10 protein-coding genes are annotated in these 17,399 nt (G+C 68.2%); 2 read left to right on the top strand and 8 right to left on the bottom strand.

The window, feature by feature from the left end; genetic code table 11:
• Positions 1–67 precede the first annotated feature (67 nt).
• Positions 68–1,921 carry a hypothetical protein gene (locus WME82_RS41985; protein ID WP_438039900.1) on the top strand — a complete coding sequence of 618 codons (1,854 nt, stop codon included), beginning with the start codon at positions 68–70 and terminating at the stop codon, positions 1,919–1,921.
• A gap of 67 nt (positions 1,922–1,988) precedes the next feature.
• Here the strand turns inward: WME82_RS41985 and WME82_RS41980 are convergent, their stop codons facing one another.
• Both WME82_RS41980 and WME82_RS41975 read right to left on the bottom strand, forming a co-directional pair.
• Complete coding sequence (locus tag WME82_RS41980; protein ID WP_438039899.1) at positions 1,989–4,895, bottom strand: type VI secretion system Vgr family protein; 2,907 nt, start codon at positions 4,893–4,895, stop codon at positions 1,989–1,991.
• Between the two features lie 145 nt (positions 4,896–5,040).
• Positions 5,041–5,265 (bottom strand): hypothetical protein, encoded by a 225-nt coding sequence (locus WME82_RS41975; RefSeq protein ID WP_438039898.1) that lies wholly within the window; start codon positions 5,263–5,265, stop codon positions 5,041–5,043.
• A 220-nt stretch (positions 5,266–5,485) separates the two neighbouring features.
• Between WME82_RS41975 and WME82_RS41970 the strand changes: the two genes are divergently transcribed.
• Entirely contained in the window at positions 5,486–6,442 is a 957-nt protein-coding gene (locus WME82_RS41970; RefSeq protein WP_438039897.1) for a hypothetical protein, read from the top strand.
• A 91-nt stretch (positions 6,443–6,533) separates the two neighbouring features.
• On the opposite strand, the gene WME82_RS41965 is transcribed toward WME82_RS41970, so the two are convergent.
• From WME82_RS41965 to WME82_RS41940, 6 genes are all read right to left on the bottom strand, one after another.
• On the bottom strand, positions 6,534–8,147 hold the full coding sequence (locus WME82_RS41965) for a hypothetical protein (RefSeq protein ID WP_438039896.1): 1,614 nt from the start codon (positions 8,145–8,147) through the stop codon (positions 6,534–6,536).
• The gene (locus WME82_RS41960) at positions 8,137–11,643 is read right to left on the bottom strand and encodes a hypothetical protein (protein WP_438039895.1); all 3,507 of its coding nucleotides are present in this window, start codon (positions 11,641–11,643) and stop codon (positions 8,137–8,139) included. Before WME82_RS41960 ends, WME82_RS41965 begins: the two co-directional genes overlap by 11 nt.
• Entirely contained in the window at positions 11,568–13,235 is a 1,668-nt protein-coding gene (locus WME82_RS41955; RefSeq protein ID WP_438039894.1) for a VPA1262 family N-terminal domain-containing protein, read from the bottom strand. The genes WME82_RS41960 and WME82_RS41955 overlap by 76 nt, the downstream gene beginning before the upstream one ends.
• 79 nt (positions 13,236–13,314) lie before the next feature.
• Positions 13,315–15,768 (bottom strand): DUF5682 family protein, encoded by a 2,454-nt coding sequence (locus WME82_RS41950; protein ID WP_438039893.1) that lies wholly within the window; start codon positions 15,766–15,768, stop codon positions 13,315–13,317.
• A 9-nt stretch (positions 15,769–15,777) separates the two neighbouring features.
• Complete coding sequence (locus WME82_RS41945) at positions 15,778–16,863, bottom strand: ATP-binding protein (RefSeq protein ID WP_437742128.1); 1,086 nt, start codon at positions 16,861–16,863, stop codon at positions 15,778–15,780.
• A gap of 18 nt (positions 16,864–16,881) precedes the next feature.
• The gene (locus WME82_RS41940; RefSeq protein ID WP_438039892.1) at positions 16,882–17,295 is read right to left on the bottom strand and encodes a hypothetical protein; all 414 of its coding nucleotides are present in this window, start codon (positions 17,293–17,295) and stop codon (positions 16,882–16,884) included.
• Between the last annotated feature and the right edge of the window lie 104 nt (positions 17,296–17,399).

Below are 17,399 nucleotides of genomic sequence, written 5' to 3'. Positions count from 1 at the left end.
GGAGAGCGGCGCGACGGGGCGTGAAGCCGATGGCTCCGCGATCACGCGTCGAGAGGAGGGAAGGGCCATGGCCAGCGTCGCGGTGAAAGTGGAGACGAAGTGCGGCGCCTGCGGCGCTCGGGTGCCGGTCAACAGGCTTGCCCGCGAGGTGGGCTGCCCGCGCTGCGGCAGGTCGACGGCGATCGACGGCGGCCTTTGGTCGGGGCTCCTCCGCGACGCGATCCACGATGGCCCGAAGCTGGCGCTGAACGAGGAGCGCCGCAGCTCGGCGGGCGATCTGTCGGTCGTCTACGCGCGGGCCGTACCCGCGTGCCATGGCTGCGAGACGGCGATCCCCGTGGCGAGCGTCCAGGAGGTGCGAGCGCAGGCGCTGATCCGCTGCGCCCGCTGCGCCAGGCGGATCTGGGTGAGGGCGGTGCCCGCGGAGGTCGCGGGCGCGCTCCCGAGCGTCACGCACCTCGTGGGCGAGGAGCCGGATCGGCGCGCGCTGCCGCCGGAGCTCCAGGTCGACGCGGCGACGCTTCCATGTCCGCGCTGCGGTGCGACGGTCGAGCTCGACGGGGTGAACCGAACGTGCGCCTGCAAGCTCTGCGGCGCGAGCGTGAGCGTTCCTGGCGAGCGCGTGGGCTCAGGGGCAAGCCAGGCGGCCACGCCCTGGGTCCTCTGCTTCGATCCTTCGGTCAGCGAGCGCGCCCCTGCCGTCGCCGCGGGGCTGTTCGACTGGAAAGGCCTTCCGGAGGTGGCCGTCGACAGAGAGGGGAACCTGTACTGCGCGGCCACGCAGTCGCGCTGGCACTGCGACGCGAGCGGATGTGTGAACGAGGAGGTCGAGCATGTCCTGTGGTCGATCGATCCGTCGCTGAACGTACGCTGGGTGCGACGCGATCTTCCGGGAGCCGCGCGCTCCCTGCACTGCTCGAAGGACAGGCTCCTCGTGATCGGCGCACGACGCTCGCCGCCGCTCTGGCTCTCTCTTACGACCGGCGCGCCCGTCGAGGATCCAGCCGCCGCGGCGCTCGTGCCCGACGCCGATCGGCGTGCGCGCGGTCTGTTGACCTGCGATCGCGACGGCTCGCTGCTGATCTGCGCGGATGGCAAGCTCCGGCGGATCGCGGCGAACGGCGTGGAGGTCCCCGTGTGGGCGAGCAGCGCTCGGCAGAGCGACGCCTCGATCTACGATTTGAAGGATCTGCGCGATCGTCCGGTGCACCTGGGGGGCACCGCCCATACCTTGCATTGCGGGCCGGACGGCTCGCTCTACATGGTGGATGAGTCACCCGGCGGCGCGCTCGCCCGCTTCGACGCTGACGGACGGAAGGTCTACTGCGTCGAGCTCCCCAGGCCGGAGATGGATCACGAGGAGCTCGCGCTCGGCGCCGACCTCCGGGGCAACGCCTACGTGCTCGGGTGCAGCCGCGTCGTGCGGGTCAGCGCGACAGGCGAGCCGAGCATCGTCGTGAAGGCCGAGATCGACTTCGAGGCGGAAGACGGCCCTTCTTTCTGGTCGGAGAGGAGGCTCGCCGTGTGCCCTGACGGGGCCTTCTGGCTCTTCAGCGAGGAGGGCATCGCCTGGAAGTTCGATCCGGCGGGCAGGCTGCTATTCGACGGCGAGAAGGAGCCCGGGCCGAGGAAGATGACTCGGGACCAGGCCTTGCAGCGGGCAGCGGACATGGCTGAGGAAAGGCTGAACCTGGAAATGAAGCTGGAGATGGAGCAGGCGCGTGCTCGCGCCGAGGAGGAGCAAGCCCGTGTGGCCTATCAATCCGTGATTCAAGAGAAAGTGGCTGTGGAGAGGTTCAAGCGAGAGCGAAATCGCATCCTCCTAAGGCACGGATGCATACACTTCGGCCTCGTCGTGATCTTGGGATCGGCAATTTTTCTGTGGGCCATGTGGAAAGCCTCCCAACCCTTGAGCCCGTGAGCTCCGGCCACGGCTCGACGCTAGCGCCGCTGAGCGTCGGCGGACCCGAGCCCACCCTCCAGACAGCTCAGCCGAGGTCGATCCGCGCGCCGTTCAGTCGAATGCTCCCGCTTCCCTTGAGCTCCACGGAGGGCGCCTTGACCTTCACGCTGTCCTTCGTGCAGGTCACCATCGAGCCACACTTGAGGACAGCCGAGCCGTTCGTCAGCGTGCACCCGGAGGCCGGACCGCCGATTCTCGCTTGCCCCGATTTCAGCGTGGCGGACCAACCGCCCGACTTGAGCTCAGCTTCCTTCGTGCCGTGAAAGGAGACGTTCGCCGCCTCCCCTGCGAGCGCGGAGCTACCCTTGATGCTCACGGAGCCGCCCTTGATGCTCACGGAGCCGCCCGACTTGATGTTGGTGTTGCCGGTGACACGCGCGTCCAAATTGCTCTCGACATGGATGTCGAGAGCCTGCGCCTGGATAAGGGCCCTGGAGGTGGCTTCGATGCGTAGGATGGCCGCTTGCATGGCGATGGCGGCGGTCGCCCGGATGTCGACCAGCCTCGATGTGATGAACGCCTTGACGCCGCTCGCCATCTCGACCGCGCCGGGAGACTTGAGCACCGCGGTCGCGGCTCCCGTGACGACCGTGCCGCCGCCCGACGCGAGCACGGCGTTCGAGGCGCCGCACACGAACGCGTTCGCGTGCCCGATGACCGCCGACGTCCCGAGGGCGGCGTTGGTACAGCTCGGCGAGGTGACGGGCGCTACCGGGCTCGGTACACGCCCCGGGCTCGCCGCCATGGTCGCGCCGACGGACATCCCGTTCGCCACGGCCGCGGCCGACTTGTCCCCGGCGGATTTCATCAGCTTGGACGCGCTGCTGATGAGGGCGCGCCCACCCTTTAGGGCAGCGTGCCCGACGGTGGCGGCGTCGACCGCGCTCCCGACTCCTTTCAGCGCCACGTTGGTCTCATCGGCCTCGAACGCCTTCTTCCTCGCCTCGGCGGCCTTCTTCGCGCTCTGCGCTGCCGCGCGCGCCACAGGGACGCGCTGATCGGACACCGCCAGCTGTTCATTCCACTCTTCCTGCGTCATCGGGCGCTCGATCCCGTCCGGGCCCTGGACCATCGGAGGGGGCGAGGGGAGCGCCGCGCCGGACAGGACCGCTTCCTCCTCCAGCCGCTTCGCCGCCTCTTCAGTCCGCACGACCTCCTCGTCCAGCTTCGCCTGCTCGGTGGCCTCGTACTTCTTGGGAAGGTCGAGCACCGACTTGGCTGTCGCCAGGAGGTTCCCTGCGACGCTGTCGATCTTGTCCGTGAGCTCGAGGACATTCGACACACCCGCATAATTCGTGATGTCGGCCGCGGCGAAGAACGACATCGTGCTGGCCACCGAGTTCATGACGGTGGTGACCGTGTTGATGCCCGCGCTGGCCACCTGGCTGTAGGCGTCCGTGGTCGTCATCGCGGCGCCGGACTCCGGCGTGTTCGGCGCTCCCAGCTGGAGGCAGGCGCCCCCGTACGGCGTCGAGATCTTGATGCGCTCTTCGCCCTCGGTGTCGTCGATGTTGATCTCGTTTCCCCCGCCCGTCCTGATCACGTTCCGCTTGGCGTTCTTCGCCTCCACCGTGCTCGGCGTCTGCGGGTTCGGCACCGCGCCGGCGATGATCGGGCGGTCCGGATCGCCGTCAATGCACGTCAGGATCACCTCCACCCCGCTCCGCAGCGGGAAGTGGAACCCGTAGCCCGGCCCCGCGTGGGGCTGGGCCATGCGCACCGGCCTCGACGCTCGCCCCTCCTTCGCGTCGCTCGTGTCGAACAGGAACCGCACATGGTAGCGGCCCGTCTCGTCGACCTCGGCGTACTTGCTCTTCGCGGCCGCCTCGACGACGCCCGTGATCACCCCGTGCACCCGCGGCTTGGGCGTGACCCGAGGCGGCCTGTACGCCGTCTTGAAAGGGATCGCCCGGAACTCGTTGGCATACGCGTCTTCGTGCCCCGTGCCCGTGCCGAGCGCCCCCTGTTGCAGGCGATGGCGCACCTCGACGAGCAAGAGCTCCATGTCCCCTCGCGGGTGCCCCTCCAGCGTGAAGCGCGCGCCGGCGCCGAGGACCTGCACGTCGCTCGCCCCCGCGAAGACGCGCCGCGTCGCCCGGAGCTCCTCGGCGCGGATCCGGGCGAGCTGCTGCGCCTCGTCCGGCGTCTTGAAGTGCGCCCCGTACTCGACGATATCGCCGCCCGCCGCGCCGGAGACGGTGGCGGTCGCCATGAGCGGCAGGTGCGGCGTCCTGTAGTTGTAGTCCTTGACCACGTACCGGTTCGGGATCGTGCGCGTCGTCCCCTCGAACCGGTGCACGCCTATCCGATCGCCGCGAGCGTAGAACGGGACGTGCTCGTCCCCCGCGATCGGGTGAAAACCGCTGTTGTCGTCCGTGAAGACGATCACGTCGCGACCGCTCTGGTGCTCGAAGAAGAAGGAGATCCCGAGGTGCTCCGCCAGGCGCGACACGAACTGGAGGTCGGTCTCCTGGTACTGTACGACGTATTCGCGCGGTTCGTAGGAGCCGTTGAGCCGGAGCTCGAAGTCGTCCGCCTCCGCCAGGCCCGCCCGCTCGAGCTTTCTCTTGATGATCTCCGGCACCGTGAGATCCATGAAGATCTCCGACGTCTCGGTGAGGCTCAGCCTCCAGGCGCGCGGCACGAACGTGAGCGAGTAGCCGAGGTGCATCGTCTCGGTGTGCAGCGCGTCGTTGACCACGGAGACCATCCCGAAGAGCTTTCGCTCCTCGTGTCCGCCCCGGGAAAAGACGAGCGCCGCGGGCTCCGTGAGGAGCGCCTCCTCGTCGATCCCGCCCGGATCCTTGCACACGACCCGGATCTCGAACGCGAAGAGCTGCGCCAGCGTCTCATGCCCCGAGAGCTCCACGAGCTCGACGCTGCCGGCGGGGAATGCGCCGGAGTCCAGGCGCGCGGAGAGGATGTCTTTCACGAAGGCCTCTAGATGTCAGAGTGGAAGGATGTCCGTTCTTGGTCCTTGCCCGACGCGCCGGGGTGCGCCCGGCGTCCCTCGGGGAGGATACTGCTGTCGGACGTCATGGTGCCGGTCTTTCCGAGGACATCGAGCCAGGCGTGGTTCAGGATGAGCGCCCGGCAGGCTCGGCGGAGATGGCGTCGTGCACGGCTTCACGCGTCCCGGTTCCGGCGAGCAGGTGCCACCTCCGGAGCGTCGGCAGGTCGCGCATGGCTTCCACGGCGGACTGCAGCGCGGGCGGCATGGGGCCGAACCGCGCTTCGTACAGCTCGATCGTCCCCTGCGCCATCCCCTGCTTGCGCCCCTGCTCGATGAACTGCTCGAGCACGATCGCTCTCGCTTTGGGGCGCGGATCGTCCTCGCCCAGCGAGCCATTGACCGGGTGAGAGCGCGTTCGTGGCGACGTGGCCGACCCATCCCGCCCTCTGAAGGGCCATGATGGTTCCTGGCTGCCACGCGGTGTGGGCCTGCGGAGACACCCGCCTCCTGCGCGGCGCGGCCTTTCCTGACAGCGCCCTGCGGCACGCGTCGTGCTGTTTCGGGCCGGCATGCCGCGCCCCCGACTCGCCACGTCGATCGCTTTGCTTGCGCTGATCTCCGGCTGCGCCGCCCGCCCGCAGTCGGCTCTTCCCGTTTCCCTCGACGTCCCGCACCCGCCTGCCCCGCGTTCGTCCGAGGCCAAGGGCGCTGAGGGCGCCGCGCTCGGCGGGGAGCTCCTCGTCTGGGGCCGCACGGGCGATGGGCCGCCTCGGACATGGCACCTCACCGAGGAAGGCGCGGTGATCCGCGAGGAGCCCGGGATCGTCGTGGCGACCGGTCGAGGGGAGTGGCGCTGGGAGGTGCGCGAGGTGAAGGTGGAGACCTCGGCCTGCGAGTTCGGGCCCGAGGAGACGCGCGAGCCGGGCGAGGGCACCGCGAACCGCGCGGAGCTCGTGCTGCGCGGGACGGGCGCGCGCCAGCAGGTGATCGCGCCGTCGGACGCGGATGGGAGCAACGTGATCCAGCACGAGGCGGAGGCGATCGGGAGCGTCGGGCCGTACCTGTTCATCGAGGAGCGGACGTACAGCTACGCGTGCGGCGCACACGGCTTCGTGGGCGTGGGGTTCACGGTGTGGGACGCCGACAAGGGGGCGATCGTCGACCTGCTCGCCGAGGTGTCCGGCGTGCCGGCGCTGCAGGGCGAGGCCGAGGCGCTCCTCGACGAGGACGAGGCCGACCCCGAGGCCGCCCGGCAAGAGGAGAATGCGCCGGAGCTCGTGCAGATCGCGCCGGCCTACGACGCGCGGGGGGCGCTCCGGGTGACCGCGAAGCTCGCGCGCGCTGCGTGTTATGCCTGCGGCGACGGCGCGTGGAGCTCCTACACGCGCTCGGCGGTGGTGCCCGCCAAGAAGGCGCCGGCGCGCCTCGCAGCGTGGGCGTCCCCGCCGCCCGGCCTGCAGAGCTTCCTGGCGGAGCACCCGGACCTCAACGTCGGCGGCTGGTCGCGGGCCGGCCGGGAGGAGTGAGGCGAGCGAGCCCCGCTGGCTCGGCCGGACGGCCCCGGCGCGCGCCCGTAGCAATGTACTTGTACACAGGTGGCCATGTAAGCAGGAGAGCTCAACGACGCCGCGGCAGCTGGAGCAGGAAGTGGTCGACCTCGGGGCCTTCGATCGATCTAGCGCGATAGTAGCCACGGAGCGGGCCTTTGCACTCGATCCACTCGCTGTCTCTCACCTGGCATTCTTTCGTGAGACATCGCTGCTTGTACTGTTCTCGCCAGTTGCCGTTTTGCGCTTTGCTGATCATCACTGCCGCCAGCGCGGTCGTAGAGTCATCTTTGTAGTCCAATACTTGTTGGTGAATCCTGAAATCACGAGCCCAGCGCTTGACTTCGATGATGGCATGCTCGGATGGGAAATCGTCGTGCGTCGCTCTGACGTCGGCGAATCCTGTACTGCGCCTGTCCTCGCGTACGGCCTTCCACCCCCGGGAAATCAGGTTCGATGTGATGAGCGCAGAGAACAGCTTCTCCTGCACGAGCTCGCCGCCTTGCCTGAACATGTCGAGCCCCATGGAGCGCACCACGACGAGGATGTCGAGCAGGTCGGCGATGAGCTGTTTCCGGAGCGTCGGCTTGCTCTTGCGGGCGCGCCGGGGCTCAAAGTTGAGGATGCTGGGGATCGTTGTGACGAGGATGGGATCGGCATCGGCGGCCGACAGGACTTGGATTAGGCCTGCGGACTGGAGCAGATGGAGGATGTCCAGGATCTCGAACTGAAGCGGGTTCTCCTCAGTTGCAAATATTTCGTCCACCTTTCGTCGGCGGAGCTTGCCGCCGCCTCGCAAGATGACGTCCCAGAACCTCATGGGCAGGCGCGACAGCCTCACGTCCGCGATCGCTCGCCGGAAGCGGCGTACGAAATCCGGCCGCCTCGCTCTGAAGGAGCCATAGATCTCGACGACGTCCTCGACGCGAACGGAGTTTCGCTCCCACAGCTCGTGGAGACCGTACTGTGCGAGGTAGGCGTTCCCTCCCGAGTGCAGCAGGAGATGATCGATGATCTCGTCGTCGACCCTGACACCCATTCTCTCCCAGATAGGTGAAGATAGCGCCCGTAACTCGTCCTGCGTGAACGCCGGCATGATGAACCGGCGCGCGCGTGAGAGGAAGGGAGAGGCCAGAGATTCCCCTATGTCGAAGACCCCTAGGCCTCCCGTTGCGAAGACCTTGAGGCGGGCGGATCGCGCCTTTCTGGCGCTCTCGATCCGCTTGAACCACTCTCGCCCGAAGCCTGACGGATCAACGTAGTCGTTCAGCTCATCGTAGAGCAGGACGAGCACATGGGGATCGGACTTCACGTCATTCTGGTATCTCTCGATAACCTTGAGAGGCTCGGCGAGCCGATAGAGATCTTGGCGCAAAGGCTCGAGCCTACCTTGTTCGACGGGGACATCCACAAGGAGCTCATCAACCAGCTTCCGGCAGAGCGCATCGATGGTCCTGAACATCGGTGGCTCGCGGAAAAAGAGCGACTGGACGCCCGGGATACCTTGGAGCTGCTTGTGCAGCTGGGCGAGGAAGACGCTCTTACCCACGCCCCAGCTGCCGAGCAGGTATCCAAGCCCTCCTCCCGACATCAGCTCCTGCTGTACCTCGCGCAGCAGGTCGGTGCGCGGCACGACGACTTCGATGTCCTCACCCAAGCGATAGGGGTTGTGTTCATGCGCCATGGCGCGCCCTCCGCCGTTGCACCGCACGCGTGCGCACTGGGGGCGCGTGTGCGCCACGCGGTCGGAGCGCTTCCGGGATCCGCGGCATCTCTGCGCTGCCGGTCAGCAGGCCATAGCGCTGGAGATGCTTCGCCGCGCTTCCCTCCCAGCCGTCGTGTGCCGCAACGACCTTGCCCAGGTCCTTGGTGCTCGGCGCGGTGAGCGCCTGAAAGAGCTCCAGCGCCGGCGGCGAAGATCTCGCCAGCAAGGCGCGAACCTCGCGTCCGGCCTCGAGCACCAGAGCGCGCTGCCGGACCAACATCGCGGCTTCGGCGCAGAAAACATCCGTGTGTACAACGTGCTGGCTATCAGGCTGATCGCGCTTCACCACTTCGAGCAGGGCCGAGCCGTACTGCCGCAGGAGCACCGGGAATCCGCCGGTTGACGCCCAAGCGGCTTCCTTCGTCATCGACCCGACGGTGAGACCTACTCGAAGGCAGAGGCGCGTGAGGAGATCGTCGCTCTCGTCGCGTCGGAGCGGGCCCAGCCAGGAGATCTCGCAGTAGGATCGCAAGGGGTTGTCTGCCGTTCCGCGTTCAGAGCGCAGGAGCGGTGCTGGGTCTCGCCCGACCAAGGCAAGTGAGACGCGTTGGGTGTGCTGTGCGATTCGACGTAGCCGCTCGAAGAGCTTTTCAATGCGCCATATGCCGTGCTCGCCGAGGTGGTCCTCGAAGAGAAGATCGCACTCATCAAGAATGAAGCAGATAGGCAGAGGCTGGATGGCGAGCGCGAGTTCGAGCAGGCGCTCGAAGTCGTCCAGCAACTCGGCCTGACGCTCGGGCAATACAGCGTGGGGGGCTGCCCGGAGGAGCCGATCGCGCAACTGCTCGACCATGACGAAGAGCAGCTTGTCAAGCCCTTGTCCTGCGGGATGCTGCACATCGGCGATGTTCTGCACGTCCAGCGCGACCACCAGCGCCTGAACCAGCGCACCCTCCTCGGGCGCGGGCGTGAAGTGAATGAGCGCCTGCGGGGCACCGACGGGATCGAAGCGCTCCGCCACGGCCTGAAGGAGCGAGGACTTACCGACCTTGCTCAGCCCGAAGAGGCCCACGGCGTCACCGCGGAGGAGGTGCGATGAGAGGCGCGAGATCTCATCCTCACGCCCCATCAAGGCGCGTCCGTGGACGGGATCGACGCGGCTAAAAAGGTCGAAGTCGCGCGCATGGAGGCGGATCGACTCGATGAGTGGTGGAAGCACATTCTCCACGGGAACCCAGGGGATCCGCTGGCCCCAAGGACCGGGCAGAAACGGGAGGCGCTCGGTGAGGTCCCTGCGCTCGGTTGCGATGAGCAGCAGATCGGGATCGATCTCGCCGGCACCTGCAGGATACTCGGCCGCCCGGAGGATATCTCGACCGTCGAAGCTCCCGGTGGCTGCCAGGATCCGTAGCTCGGGCGCTAGCGCGAACGTCTCGCGGAGCTGTGCCGACGCGCGTGCCTGGATGAGCCATGTGGTGCTGAGCTCGTTCAAAGGCTCAATCCTGACCGGTGTGCAGCCGTCTCTCTGCAGGCGGTTGAGCATGTCCTTGCCCCAAGGGACTCGCTGGACGAACAGTGATTCGTGGCGCGCGTGCCGTTGCTCGGCGGTCTCGGACACCTCGCCGGGCGGTGTCAGATCGATAGCGCCCGCGAGCGTCTTGAATGCCGGGAGGAAATCGTCCTTCACCCCGGTAAGGGAGGCCCACGTGAAGACGTCCTGGAGGCTGTACGCCAAATCGGCTCCCGCAGCAGCGAAGAACTCGGCGACCCGGCGTGGCTCAACGCCATTCTGCGTGAGGTGGTGCGCTGCCAAGCAGACGAGCCACGGCTCGGTGGCGATCGGGGGAGCGGCGCGTTTCAACGCATCCTTCAATGCGTCACCGAAGACGGTGGGCATGAATGCGAAGCACGTCGCCACGAGAGCTTTTCTTGAGTCGGAAGGATCGACGGCCGCAGTCAGCCACAGGCGTCGAACTGCATCGTAGACAGTCCAGAAGAACGCGTTAAGGCCTGCTCCTGGTTGTGCGGCGTCCTCCGCGGCCCCGAGGAACGCACAGGCGAACAGACCGATGCGCACGAGGATGAGACTCGGCTCGTCGCTGTCATGATCCTCGTAACGGACGAGGAACTGGCTCCGACGTCGTTGTGGTTCGAGGCGCGCGTAGGCCGCGCGCCACGCAGTAGACGGGGCGGGGAGGCGCGCGAGGAGCCGAGCAAGCGGTTGCACGGCCTCGTCCCAATGCGACCAGATCGCCGCGGTCGAGAGGCCAGGGGCGCGACCGTCGAGGATCTCGACGAGCCACGCCCAGTATCCTTCCAGCTCCTCGTGGGGAGCATCGGCTGCGTCGAGCACGCGGGCAGACCCGTAGAGCAGGGGAAAGGCATTGTAGCTGAGCTGCCGACGGCCCTCGCCGATGTACGCAGGCTTCTGGAAGGAGCGGGCACGCACGGAACGTCGGGCCGAGCCATCACCGACCTCGCGCTGCGTCAGCGCCTCGCGTTCTTTCCAGAAGCGATGAAGGAAAGCCACCCGGATGCCGCTGTGTAGTAAGCTTTCCACCAGCGTCTCCAACGCGAGGCTCGAGGTGGCCCCATCGCCTCCGGGTTGTCTCGTGACGTCGCTCAGATGCTGCGCCGACAAATCGGCGAGCAGCGCGCACGCGATCGTCGCGCCATCTGGGCGGGTGAGGAGCAGGCCATACGCCTCGCGCAACCATTGGGTTCGCGTGCCCTTATCGTCGAGGCGATCGGCGTGCATTCGGAGGAGCTCCGCCACGAGCAGCAGGGAAACACTGCGGGTCCATCGGCCCTCCTCGTCGAACACGGGCGGAGCGGCTCGGATGAGCTCTATGAGGAGCTCCCTATTGGAGGCGATGTCCGACAGCCACACGGTGTTCCACATCAAGCTGGGCCATGGCAGCGCGTCGAGCGCCTCGAGCCACGCCCTTCGATCGAGCCGCAAGAGGATATCGAACTCGAACCCCCCTGCATCCTTGAGCGGGCCGTCGTTCCTTCGAGCTTCCCACACGAAGAACGGATCACGCAAATGCTGCCAGTGCCGAGCCTCAGCTTCGAGCGCCTCTCGGTCGCGTGAATCCAGGCGTCCATCTGCGAGCGTGTGCGCGGTGGCAGTACACGTCGTGATGGCGGATCGCAGGGCTTCAATCCATGCGCGGTGAAGAGCCGGCTGGGCCAGTACGCTATCGACGAACGCATCTTCGAACCCCATGAGCGCATTACGGGGTAAGCCTTTGCTGCCATGGTACACGTGCATCAACGCCGCGACGTCGACGGGGCCTGACGAGAGATCCATGGCGGCGCGCCTGAGCACAGCAGTGCGTTCGTCGCGTTCGGTTGGCGCTCGTTGCTTTTCTGTCGACTTGTCGAGCCGCGGAGCGCTCATGAACACTTCTCCTGCGGCGTCGAGCAGATCGGTGATTTTACGATTCGAGATGCGTGCCGCTCGTGGAGCCACGAAGCGAGTTCCTCTGCATCGTTCCAGGCTTGGCGGAGCTTGTCGCGCACGAGCTCCGGGTGCGAGAGCGAGATGATCATGGTGCCGCGTGATGCGAACTCGTTGAAGGATGAACCCAGGAGCCAAATGCGGTCGTCTACCACTAGAAAGCGATCGTGGATGATCGGGCGTTCGCCTGGCATGACGCGGATCTTGAACGTGTTAATATCCTTTTGCGTCGCCAAGTTCTGGATTTCTGCGTGGAGTACGTCCCCCTTCTCCATGTTGTTCGAGGAAGGGTCCATAGCTTTGAGCACCTCGGCGGATGTGAGGATCGAGATCGGTGCGTCAATCTGTCCTACGGCCAGGGCAAATCGGACCAACTCTGGGCGGGCGAAGTAGGGGTCGATGATGAGGACCTCTCGCCTCGCCTCATTGAGGAGGCTCCGGAGGATGTCAGTCGCCTCCTGGACGTCATCGTCGAACAATCGCTCGCTCAGGCTCCGGACTGCATCCTGCGCCTTGCGGGCGCGCTGTGCAGCCCAAATGCGCGATTCGGCTCCGGGGACATGCGGCCCCCGTGTCGAGCCGATCTTGATGGTTTGGCCTTCGGTCCTGCGTGTAGCAACCTCATACTCCTCGGCGGCTCGTCGGGGCGTCGCGGGAACCGGGACAACACGCTTGCGGTTTTCGCCGATAGAGAGTCTTCCCGTTAGGCCAGCCAGGACGACGGTGTGCCGCGTGTGAAGTAGGCCGCGAAGCGGATCGCGAGTTCCCTCTCGAAATCGTCCGATTTTATGTCTGAATGTTACGCGGATGAGAGGACCCTCGAGGGCGACCCTCGTCGTGGAGCACTCCCCCGAGGCCCGCTGCTCGTCGATGGCGAGCTCCAGGCCGGTAAGGTCCTTTCCCGCCCGTGGGTGCAAGCGGTAGAGCATCTGGCCGATGTGCTCCGTGCTCGTGGGCAGCCGTCTTCCCTCCATCTTTCTGAAGAGTGGGTTGGGTGCTAGGAGGTGCACCGAGCCCCAGAATTCCGGGTAGTCGTCCAAATCGAAGTGGAGCGTCTCCGACAGGAAGTCGACCGCGTTACGGCACTCGTTTTCACGTGGCCAGAGCGTCTTCAAGTCCAAGTCGATCAAGGGAATCATGTGGTGCATACGTGGCTGCCCGTGCCACGCGGGGACGAAAGGCACTTCCTGTTGTTGCTCCACTGCAAGCGCAAGGCTCGGCCACGGGGGTTCTTCCCCGAGATCGAGCAGCCGCAGTCGTCGTGCTTGCTCGTCGCCTGGGGCCGGAAGCGTTCCATCGTCCGTCGGCAGCACCGCGTCCCCGCGTCGGCAGCGAAGGTACCACTCCAGGGCTCGTCCGGCGGGCATCACGGTGTGGCGCACGAACACGCGGCGTTCGCTCTTTCGGAGCTCACGGACATGCTCGCCGTCGTCGGTGGGCGGCGGCACTTCCGCAGGGAGGAGCTCGACCAACCCGAAGAGCAGCACCCGTTCCTTCGTTCGTTTATGCAGGTCCCACGCGAGGTGAACGACCGCGTGGCTGTAGTCGCTCTCGAGTGTCGCGAGCGGATGGGACGGCTGGGCGGTCACTTCCTGGATTGCCATATCCGCTTGCATCATGAGCCGGCGGCGGCCGGCCGCGCAACAAGGGCGGCGCGCGGCGCGCCGCGGTCACGGCCCGGCGTCAGAGCAGGTCGTCGAGGTCGTCCATCGCCTGCGACAGGTCCTCGCTCATCTCCTTCAGCTTCTCGCGGTCTTTCTCGAGCAGCACCGCCTGCGCCGCGCTGGCCTTGTCCCCGAGCTTCCGCGAGGCGAGCACGTTCTCGAGCAGGTACCGCCGCTCGGTCGCGCCGAGCGCCGCGAACGCGCGCCGCAGGACCGGGAGCGTGTCCTTGAAGCGCTCGGGAAGGATGCCCCCGAGGAACGCGTCGAGCGCCTCGACCACGGGGCGGCTCTTCACGAGCACGAGCGCGTTCACCTCGAGGAAGCCGGCCAGGAACGACGCCGCCGCCTCGGGCAGGGCCGCGCTCCCGAGCCGCAGCCCGACGATCCTCGCGACGTCGGCGTCGTCGATGACCTGCGCCAGGTAGAGCAGCCCGCACGCGAGGCCTGACGCCGTGGGGTTCACCGCGTCGCTGTCCACGAGCGCCCGCGCCGCCTCGAACCACGCGGCGCGGTCGACGATCGGCTGCGACAGCGCCACGTCGTGCAGCGTGCGCAGCGCCTCCTTGGCCGGGGCGACCGCCTCGTCGCTGCCCGTGCAGCCGCCGTGGACGCGCAGGACAGCGCGCGCGAACGTCTTCTCCAGCATCGTCGCGATCACCCCGTCGCCGAGCGACGACAGCGAGCGCGACGACCCGAACGACGCGAGCCCCGCGAAGGCGCGGCACGCCCGGGCGAGCGACGGCAGATCGCTGTCGCCCGCGGCGAACCGGTCGCACGCGTCGAGCGCCGAGGCCGCCGCGCGGGCGCTCGACGCGAGCACGGCGTTCAGCAGCACGTCGGCGGCCTCGCCGGTCGTGTGGCACGCCGCGAGGTCCTCTTCGAGCAGCCGCGTCGCCACCTGCTCCAGCGTGTCGCCGAGGACGATCTTCTCGACGAGCGCCACGTCGGTCGCCGGCGTCCACTGCGCCTCCCACGTCTCGCTCAGCTGCCGGAGCAGCTCGTCCGGCGGCACCTCGCTCGCCGCCTGTCCGCGCCGCTGCCCGCGCGCGCCCGCGCCGCCCTGCCCGGCCGCCCGGGTGCCGGCGTACGCCGCGTAAGGGATCTTCGCGATGCGGAGCCGGTGCAGGAGCACGCTCGTCCCGACCTCGACCTCGTTCGTGAGCGACAGCCGGAACGACTCGGGCGCGTCGGTGGCGGGGAGCCTGCGCTCGCGCACCTCGCGCCAGAACTCCTCCTGGAGCGAGTTCTTCCCGATGCCGCCCCCGACGCGGCCCACGTTGCGCCCGATGACGGCCGGCCAGAGGAAGCCGTCGACGTGCGTGGCGTCGCCGCGGCACATCGTGGCGATCGTCGCCTCGCGCACCTCGTCGAGGCCGGGCTCCGCCTTGCCGCGGAGCTCGGCGAGCGAGACCGCGAGGCGGAAGGCCTCGATGGTGTCGGCGAGCGAGGCCATGAAGCCGCGGAGGCGGAGGTGCTCGGTGAAGTCGATCAGCACCTCGAGGGTGGCGCGCCGGAAGTCGCCGCCCGCGTCGTGCGCGCGCTGGTAATACTGCGGCGCCCGGTTGCCCGCGCCGTACCCGAGCTGCTCGGAGAGCCGCGGAAAGCTGAACGGGATGAGCGTCACGGCGCACGGGATCGGCGCCGGCAGCCGCGCCTCCAGCGCCGGATCGACGTCGCGCGCCGCGAACGCCGCCGCGTGCGCCGCGCCGAGCACGGCCGCGACCTCGCTCGGGGCGAGGTCCGGCCCCATGCGCTCGAGGATGCTCCGCGCCATGTAGGCGTCGCGCGCCCGGTGGATCAGCCGGTCCCCGTCGCTGCGCACGAGGTCCGCGTACGCGAGCAGGGCCTCGCGGAACGGCCCGGGATCGTAGCGGGGCGCCTCGAACGAGGCCTCCCAGAACTCCTCGAACGAGCGGAAGCCCCGGGCGCGCGCGCACGCCGCATAGATGCTCTCCTGGTCCCCCTCCGCGCTGGCGGGCTCGCCGTCGCCGCCGTCCCCTGCGCCGCCGTCGTCCGCGTGCTCGCCGGGCTCGCCGTGTCCGCCGTGTTCACCGTGCTCGCCGCGGTCCTCGTCGATCTCGCGCTCGTGGCCGCCCGGATCGTCGGCGTCGTCGTGGCCGACCAGGGCGCCGTCGAACGGCGCGAGCGTCGTGCCGACGGGGATGTCGATGAGCTCGACGCGCACGCCGTGCTCGAAGGCCCATTTCACCGCGACGTACTCGGGCGAGTAGGCGGCGAACGGCCACAGGGACGACGCGGGCTCCCCGTCGGTGCGGTAGCCGAGGATCGCCACGGGCGGGACGGTCTTCGGGTCGACGAGCGCCTCGAGGAGCGGGGTGGCGTCGCTCGGGCCCTCGACGAAGATCGCCTTCGGGCGCACCTCGTCGAGGTAGGCGCGCAGCGTCGCGCTGGAGCGCGGCGAGTGGTGGCGCACCGGGAAGAGGTGCACGGCGGCGAGCCGGTCGAGGTCCATCGGGTCCCTTCAGATCGCGAGGCGCTTCTTGGCGGAGGCGTAGAACTCCTTCCAGAGCCCTGCGCGGCCCTTGGCCACGGTCTCGCAGTACTCGCGGACGGCCTTGAGGTCGTCGCCGCCCTCCTTGCTCACCGCGCCGAGCAGCGAGCGGGAGAGGTCGTCGGCGGTGACCTTCCCGGTGCCGAAGTGCTGCGCGAGGATGCCGCTGTTGAAGAGCACGCTGATGGCCTCCGCGGTCGACAGGACGGAGCCCGGGGTCTTCACCTTGGTCTTGCCGTCCTTGGTGACGCCGGCGCGGAGCTCCTGGAAGAGCGTGACGAGCAGCTTGGCGAGCTCGGCGGGCGGCTCGACGCCGACCTGGTAGTCGCCGCGGAGCTCGGCCTCGCGCTTCTGCACGATGCGGATCTCCTGCTCGAGGTCGTCGACGACGGGGACGGTGATGAAGTTGAAGCGGCGCTTGAGCGCGGCGCTCATCTCGTTGACGCCGCGGTCGCGGGTGTTGGCGGTGGCGATGAGGTTGAAGCCGCGCTGCGCGGGGACGACCTGGTCGAGCTCGGGGACGGCGATCTGCTTCTCGGACAGGATGGAGATGAGCGCGTCCTGGATCTCCGACGAGGTGCGGGTGATCTCCTCGAAGCGCGCGAAGCGCCCGTCGCGCATGGCGCGGAGGATGGGCGAGGGCACGAGCGCCTTCTGCGAGGGCCCTTCGGCGAGGAGCAGGGCGTAGTTCCAGCCGTATTTGACGTGCTCCTCGCTGGTGCCCGCGGTGCCCTGGACGACGAGGGCGCTCGTGCCGCTGATGGCGGCGGAGAGGTGCTCGGAGAGCCAGCTCTTGGCGGTGCCCGGCTCGCCGACGAGCATGAGGGCGCGGTCGGAGGCGAGGGTCGCGAGGGCGACCTGCACGAGGGCGCGATCGCCGATGTACTTGGGGGTGATCGCGACGCCGCCGACGGGTTTGTCGCTGCCGAGGATGTAGGTCTCGACGGCCCTCGGCGAGAGGCGCCACCCGGGCGGCCTCGGCGCCGTGTCGTTGGCGGCGAGGGCCGCGAGCTCGTGTTCGTACTTGGTCTCGGCGGGCTGGCGGAGGTCGCTCATATATAGGGCCGGGAGAGGCTACCGCAGAACGGGGCGGGGCGTCGCCGGGGGGACGTCAGGGGTCGATCGGCTGCGCGGTCGGCGCGGGCGCGGGCGGCGGCGCGCCCGGCGGCGGGGCAGCGGGCTCTGCCTCGCCGCTCGCGGCACCTGTGGCTCCCCTGGGGGGGTCGCTGCCGCGCGCGACATCAGCGCCGGGATGTGCGCGTCGACCTTCCGGCGGCCCCAGATCTCGACGCCTGCCTTGTAGACGACGATCAGCGCATCGCCGGTCCAGGGGTCGAGATCGTCCTCCGGGGTTTGCGCCACGATGGATCGGAAGTGGTGGAACGCGACCTCGGCGTCCTCGGTCAGGAAGGGTTGCCTGACGCTGGTACCGGGCTTCTTCGCCTGAGTCTCCGGCTTCTGGTTGGGTTCTCTTCGAGTCGAGGGCATTCTGGCAACATCGCACGTGGTATTGGCGAGGCGCCAGCGCGCGCTGGGTCGGTTTCTTGCCCGAGGCGCGGCAGGCGCCTCGGGCGGCGGGAGATCGGCGGGAG

The sequence above is a fragment of the Sorangium sp. So ce128 genome (genome assembly GCF_051525245.1).
Lineage (GTDB): Bacteria > Myxococcota_A > Polyangia > Polyangiales > Polyangiaceae > Sorangium > Sorangium cellulosum_B.
The sequence above is the reverse complement of the archived record's forward strand: the minus strand, read 5'-3'. Positions and strand labels throughout refer to the sequence as shown.

Coding starts and splice junctions, on each gene's coding strand:
- WME82_RS41970 (WP_438039897.1), top strand. CDS start 5,486: ATGCCGCGCCCCCGACTCGCCACGTCGATCGCTTTGCTTGCGCTGATC.
- WME82_RS41955 (WP_438039894.1), bottom strand. CDS start 13,235: ATGGCAATCCAGGAAGTGACCGCCCAGCCGTCCCATCCGCTCGCGACA.
- WME82_RS41945 (WP_437742128.1), bottom strand. CDS start 16,863: ATGAGCGACCTCCGCCAGCCCGCCGAGACCAAGTACGAACACGAGCTC.
- WME82_RS41940 (WP_438039892.1), bottom strand. CDS start 17,295: ATGCCCTCGACTCGAAGAGAACCCAACCAGAAGCCGGAGACTCAGGCG.
- WME82_RS41965 (WP_438039896.1), bottom strand. CDS start 8,147: ATGGCGCATGAACACAACCCCTATCGCTTGGGTGAGGACATCGAAGTC.
- WME82_RS41985 (WP_438039900.1), top strand. CDS start 68: ATGGCCAGCGTCGCGGTGAAAGTGGAGACGAAGTGCGGCGCCTGCGGC.
- WME82_RS41950 (WP_438039893.1), bottom strand. CDS start 15,768: ATGGACCTCGACCGGCTCGCCGCCGTGCACCTCTTCCCGGTGCGCCAC.